Source organism: Longimicrobium sp., assembly GCA_036387335.1.
GTDB lineage: Bacteria > Gemmatimonadota > Gemmatimonadetes > Longimicrobiales > Longimicrobiaceae > Longimicrobium.
In genome coordinates, this window is the sequence record DASVTZ010000103.1 from 1 (window position 1) to 5,438 (window position 5,438).

At 68.8% G+C, this 5,438-nt stretch carries 6 protein-coding genes; all 6 read left to right on the forward strand.

The genetic code is table 11. The features are described from left to right. Nucleotides 1–1,054, forward strand: a 1,054-nt coding sequence (locus tag VF647_08980; protein ID HEX8452215.1) for a sigma 54-interacting transcriptional regulator, incomplete at its 5' end; no start/stop codon positions are given. 417 nt (nt 1,055–1,471) lie between these two features. Further along, a complete protein-coding gene (lipA, locus tag VF647_08985; GenBank protein ID HEX8452216.1) occupies nt 1,472–2,599 on the forward strand; it encodes a lipoyl synthase in 1,128 nt (375 codons plus the stop codon). Nucleotides 2,600–2,624: 25 nt separating this feature from the next. Then, entirely contained in the window at nt 2,625–3,194 is a 570-nt protein-coding gene (locus VF647_08990; protein HEX8452217.1) for a Uma2 family endonuclease, read from the forward strand. Nucleotide 3,195: 1 nt separating this feature from the next. After that, on the forward strand, nt 3,196–3,777 hold the full coding sequence (locus VF647_08995; GenBank protein ID HEX8452218.1) for a Uma2 family endonuclease: 582 nt from the start codon (nt 3,196–3,198) through the stop codon (nt 3,775–3,777). 48 nt (nt 3,778–3,825) lie between these two features. After that, on the forward strand, nt 3,826–4,998 hold the full coding sequence (gene pdhA, locus VF647_09000; GenBank protein HEX8452219.1) for a pyruvate dehydrogenase (acetyl-transferring) E1 component subunit alpha: 1,173 nt from the start codon (nt 3,826–3,828) through the stop codon (nt 4,996–4,998). 2 nt (nt 4,999–5,000) lie between these two features. Next, on the forward strand, nt 5,001–5,438 hold a 438-nt coding region (locus VF647_09005), incomplete at its 3' end, for a hypothetical protein (protein ID HEX8452220.1).

Below are 5,438 nucleotides of genomic sequence, written 5' to 3' on the forward strand. Positions count from 1 at the left end.
CGGCGACCCGCACGGAACACCGGCACGAGGGGCGATGAGCGACGGCGAAACGGAAAGCACGGACGGGCTCCTGGCCCTCGGCGGCCAGGCCATCGTGGGAGAAAGCCCACCGATGCGGGACGCGGTGGAGCGAGCCTGCGCGGCGGTGGCGTCCGGGGCGTCGGGGGTGATCCTGGCGGGGGAGGCGGGCACGGGTAAGGAGCTGCTGGCGCGCGGCATCCACTACTCCGCGGCGCCGTACGATCCCTTTCTCCCCTTCGACTGCGCCGCCGTTCCCGAGCCTCTCCTCGCGGCGGAGCTCTTTGGCACCCACCCGTCGCTCATGGCCGACGCGCCGCCCCCGCGGCGCGGCCTCATCGAGCTGGCGGGCGCCGGCACGCTGTTCGTATCCGACGTCACGCGCCTCCCCCTTCCGCTCCAGCAACGCCTGGCCGCCGCCATCCGCGAGCGCACCATCGTACGTGAGGGCGGCGACTCGCCCGTGCGGGTGCAGTGCCGCGTGATCGTGGCCGCCTCCGCCCCGCCGGAGGTGTCGCTGGAAGCCGGGACGCTGGACCCCGAGCTGCTGGCCGCTCTCTCCCCCGCGCGCGTGGACCTCCCCCCGTTGCGCGACCGTCCCGGCGACATCCGCATCCTGGCCGAGCTCTTCCTGCGTGGCCCCGCCGCCGAGCGCGGAATGGAGATGACGCTGGACGACGAGGCCCTTGCCGCGCTGGAGGCGCACCCCTGGCCGGGCAACGTGCGCGAGCTGAGGCACGTGGTGGAGCGCGCCGCCCAGCTCGCCGGCGACGAGGTGATCCGCGCCGAACACCTGATCGTCCTGCACCGCACCGCGCGCTCGGGGCTCTCCAACACGTCGTCCCCCCCGGCCGCCGTCATCCACATCCCCGCCGAGGGCAAGACGCTGGAGCGCGTCGAGGGCGAGGCCGTGGCGCTCACGCTGGGCCTCACCCGCGGCAACCGCAGCGCCGCCGCCCGCATTCTCGACATCTCGCGGCCCACGCTGGCCCGGAAGCTTCGCGAGCATGGGCTTGGGGAGGGGAATGGCGGGTGAAGGAAGTGCGTGAGTGCGTGAGTGCGTTAGTGCGTTAGTGCGTGAGTGCGCGCGTCACCTCCATCTGTCATCCTGAGTGACGCGCGTCTCCATCGTCGCCCGGGCCCCGACCTGTGGCGTGGAGCGAAGGATCTACTGCGCGTACCGAGGGCCCCGTCACCGCACACCGTCCTCCTGCCGCGCGGGCTAGATCCTTCAGTCGCCGCCGTGAGGGCGGTGTGCCGCGGGCGTCGGACGGGGCGGCTCCCTCAGGATGACAAGGCGCCGCTTCGAGCGCACTCACGCACTAACGCACTCACGCACTTTCTTTCGCGGTTTGCCCAAATCGGCACAGCGGGGTACAATTGGGGGCTTGGGCGCGCGTCGCCCGGCCTCGCATGACGAGAGAGCGCAAAACGCGAAGGGCGAGAGGGATAGATGAGCGTCGAAGCACCCCAGCAGGGAACCCGCGGGTACGCGCCGCAGGGCAAGGACAACGGGGTCGTAAAGAGCAAGGGGACGGTCAACGTTCCCCTGCTTGAGGGACAGCAGCCGCTGGAGCACCGCGCGCGCAAGCCCGAGTGGCTCAAGGTCCGCGCGCCGGGAAGCCCCAACTACCTGCGCCTCAAGCAGCTCATGCGCGACCAGGGCCTCCACACCGTGTGCGAGGAGGCCCACTGCCCCAACATCGGCGAGTGCTGGGAGAGCGGCACCGCCACCTTCATGATCCTGGGAGACGTCTGCACCCGCGCCTGCAAGTACTGCGCGGTCGCCCACGGCCTCCCCACCGAGCTGGACCAGGACGAGCCCCGCCGCGTCGCCGACTCCGTGGTGACGATGGGGCTGGAGCACGCCGTCGTCACCTCGGTGAACCGCGACGAGCTCAAGAACGGCGGCGCCGAGATCTACGCGGAGGTAATCCGCCAGATCCACGCGCGCCAGCCGGGGTGTACCGTCGAGGTGCTCGTCCCCGACTTCAAGGGGAACGAGACCGCGCTGCGCATCGTGGTCGACGCCGGGCCCGAGATCCTGGCGCACAACATCGACACGGTGGAACGGCTGTCGAAGCACCTGCGGCCGGGCGGGCGCTACTGGCGCTCCATCTCCATGCTGGGCGCCGTCAAGCGCATGAACCCGCGGCAGCTCACCAAGAGCGCCATCATCCTGGGGATGGGCGAGACGGAGGAGGAGATCTACACGTCGATGCGCGACCTGCGCGACGCGTCGGTGGACGTGCTGACGCTGGGGCAGTACCTGCGCCCCTCGCAGCACCACGTTCCGCTCGACCGCTGGGTGACGCCCGACGAGTTCCGCCAGTGGAAGGAGATCGGCGAGCGGGAGCTGGGCTTCGGGCACGTGGAGAGCGGGCCGCTGGTGCGCTCGTCGTACCACGCCAAGGAGCAGGCGCGCACCATCGAGGCGCAGGGCCCCGGCACCATCACCGAGATCCTGGAGGCCGACGTGGACTCCGCCGTTGTCATCGACCCCGCGGAAGCCGCCCTCCGCGCCATCGGTGCCCCTCCGGTGCGCCCCGCCCCTGCGCTCGTGCAGCTCGGGAGCCTGTAGCCGCCCTCAACGACGAGGATCGCGCATGAGCACGACGTATGCTCCGCCCGTCTCGCCTGAGGAATACCTCGTGCGCGAGCGGGCCGCCGAGTACAAGAGCGAGTACCACGGCGGCGAAGTCGTTGCGATGGTGGGCGCCACCGGTGCCCACCTGCGCATTGTCCGCAGCATGGTGCTCGCCCTCGGCCCGCAGGTGGAAGGCGGGCGCTGTGAAATGTTTTTCAACGACTGCATGGTGCGGCTGGCGGAAGACTGGTTCGTCTACCCGGACATCGTGGTGTCGTGCGGGGGTGCCGATCTCCAGGATGGGCGCCTGCTGACGAATCCCACGCTCGTGGTGGAGGTGCTCTCTCCTTCCACGGAGAAAAAGGACCGGGGCGAGAAGGCAGAGGCCTACCGCGCCGTGCCGACGATGCGTGAGTATCTGCTCCTGGCGCAGAACCGGGTCCGAGCCGAACTCTACCGGAGGGAACCCGATGGGCAGTGGGGGTGCACGGTCCTCCAGTCCCTGGATGACGTCCTGATTCTCGAGTCCATCGGTTGCGAGTTGCGGTTGGCGGACGTTTACAAGTACGCGTTTCAGACCCGGCAGTGAAGTGAGCACCGCGACGCTGGTCACTCCGGAAGAGTACCTCGCCCGCGAGCGGGCCGCCGCGTACAAGAGCGAGTACTGGGACGGCGAGATCGTTGCGATGTCGGGCGCGCCCGCGCCGCACGACCTCATCACCGGGAACATCTTCGGGTCGCTCTACGTGGCGCTGCGTGGGCGTGGCTGCCGGCTGCACACGAGCGACATGCGCGTACAGTTCGACGCCTCGCAAAAGACGGTGTATCCGGACGTCACCGCCGTTTGCGGAGAGTGGCGCTACCTGGACGACCGCCAGGACGTGCTACTCAACCCGACCCTGGTGGTCGAGGTGCTGTCGCCGTCCACGGAGCGGCACGATCGCGGGAAGAAGAAGGATGGCTACAGGCTGATCCCGTCGCTGCGCGAGTACCTGTTCGTGGTGCAGAAGGAGCCGCGCGTGGAGCTGTACCGCCGCGAAGAGGACGAGAGCTGGAGCTGCACGGTGTACCAGCGGATGGAGGACGAAGTCCGGCTGGAGTCGCTCGGCTGCACGCTGGCGATGGCCGAGATTTACCAGGACGTGCTCCCGCCCGCGCGGCGCGGAGCCTGATGCCCCCTTACGAACCCGGACATCCGAACGGTTCGCGAGATAGAAACGATGCCTGAGACGAAGACCAAGACCGCCCCCGCGCCGCGCGAAGACCAGGCGGCACCCGCCTCCGAAGCGGCCGAGGCGCAGACGGCCCCGAATGGCGAGCCCGGGCCGGACCGCGCCTGGCAGCAGTCCGCGAAGCCGGAGCTGAGCGACGAAGAGCGCATGCAGGGCCTGGAGCCCGAGCAGCTCCGCAAGATGATGTGGGACATGCTCCTGGGCCGCCGCTTCGAGGAGAAGACGGCGGAAAGCTACGCCCTGGGCAAGATCGGCGGCTTCTGCCACCTGTACATCGGGCAGGAAGCGGTGGCCGTGGGCGCCATCCACGCGCTGCGCAAGGACGACTACGTGATGACGGCCTATCGCGAGCACGTCCACGCGCTGCAGTGCGGCATCACCCCCGGCGCCGTGATGGCCGAGCTGTACGGGCGCGCCGACGGCTGCAGCAAGGGGAAGGGCGGCTCCATGCACATGTTCAGCGCCGAGCACAACTACCTGGGCGGCCATGGCATCGTGGGCGGGCAGGTGCCGCTGGCGCTTGGGGTGGCGTGGAAGATCAAGTACCGCCAGGAAGACCGCGTCATGCAGGTGTACCTGGGTGAGGCGGCCGTCAACCAGGGCGCCTTCCACGAGTCGCTGAACATGGCCGCGCTCTGGAAGCTGCCGCTGGTGACGATCGTGGAGAACAACCGCTTCGGGATGGGGACGGCCTGGGAGCGCGCTTCGTCGCTCTACGACATCTCGCAGAAGGCGACCGCCTACGCCATGAACTCCGCCGTGGCGGACGGCATGGACGTGCTGGACATGTACCGCGTGGCCAAGGAAGCCCACGACCGCGCCCGCGCCGGCGAGGGCCCCACGCTCATCGAGGCCCGCACCTACCGCTTCGTGGGCCACTCCATGTCCGACCCCGTCTCCGGCGTCTACCGCACCAAGGAAGACGTGGAGCGCGAGAAGGCCAAGGACCCCATCCGCATCTTCGCCGACCTCCTCTCGCGCACCGGCATCCTGTCGCAGGAGGAGTTGGAGAAGATGGACGCCGAGGTCAAGCAGATCTCCGAGGAAGCCGCCGACTTCGCCGAGAAGTCCCCGGAGCCCGCGGTCGACGAGCTTTACACCGAGATCTACGCCGAAGAGAACGTCAACGGACGCCTGTACTTCGACATGAGGAATCGCTGAAGATGGCGGTCATTACCTATCGCGAAGCGCTCAATCAGGCGCTCGCTGAAGAGATGCAGCGCGACCCCGACGTCTTCCTGATGGGCGAGGAAGTCGGTGTGTACAATGGCGCTTACAAGGTATCGAAGGGCTTGCTGGAGCAGTTCGGCGAGCTGCGCGTGGTGGACACGCCGATCACCGAGCTCGGGTTCGCGGGGCTGGGCGTCGGGGCCGCGATGACGGGGATCCGGCCGGTGATCGAGTTCATGACGTGGAACTTCGCGATCCTGGCGTTCGACCAGATCTTCAACGCCGCCAGCAAGATGCGCAGCATGAGCGGCGGCCAGTTCAACATCCCCATCACCTTCCGCGGTCCCAGTGGGGCGGCGCTGCAGCTGGGCGCGCAGCACTCGCAGGCGCTGGAGTCGCAGGTGGCGCACTACCCCGGGGTCAAGGTGGTG

Coding starts and splice junctions, on each gene's coding strand:
- lipA (HEX8452216.1), top strand. CDS start 1,472: ATGAGCGTCGAAGCACCCCAGCAGGGAACCCGCGGGTACGCGCCGCAG.
- VF647_08990 (HEX8452217.1), top strand. CDS start 2,625: ATGAGCACGACGTATGCTCCGCCCGTCTCGCCTGAGGAATACCTCGTG.
- pdhA (HEX8452219.1), top strand. CDS start 3,826: ATGCCTGAGACGAAGACCAAGACCGCCCCCGCGCCGCGCGAAGACCAG.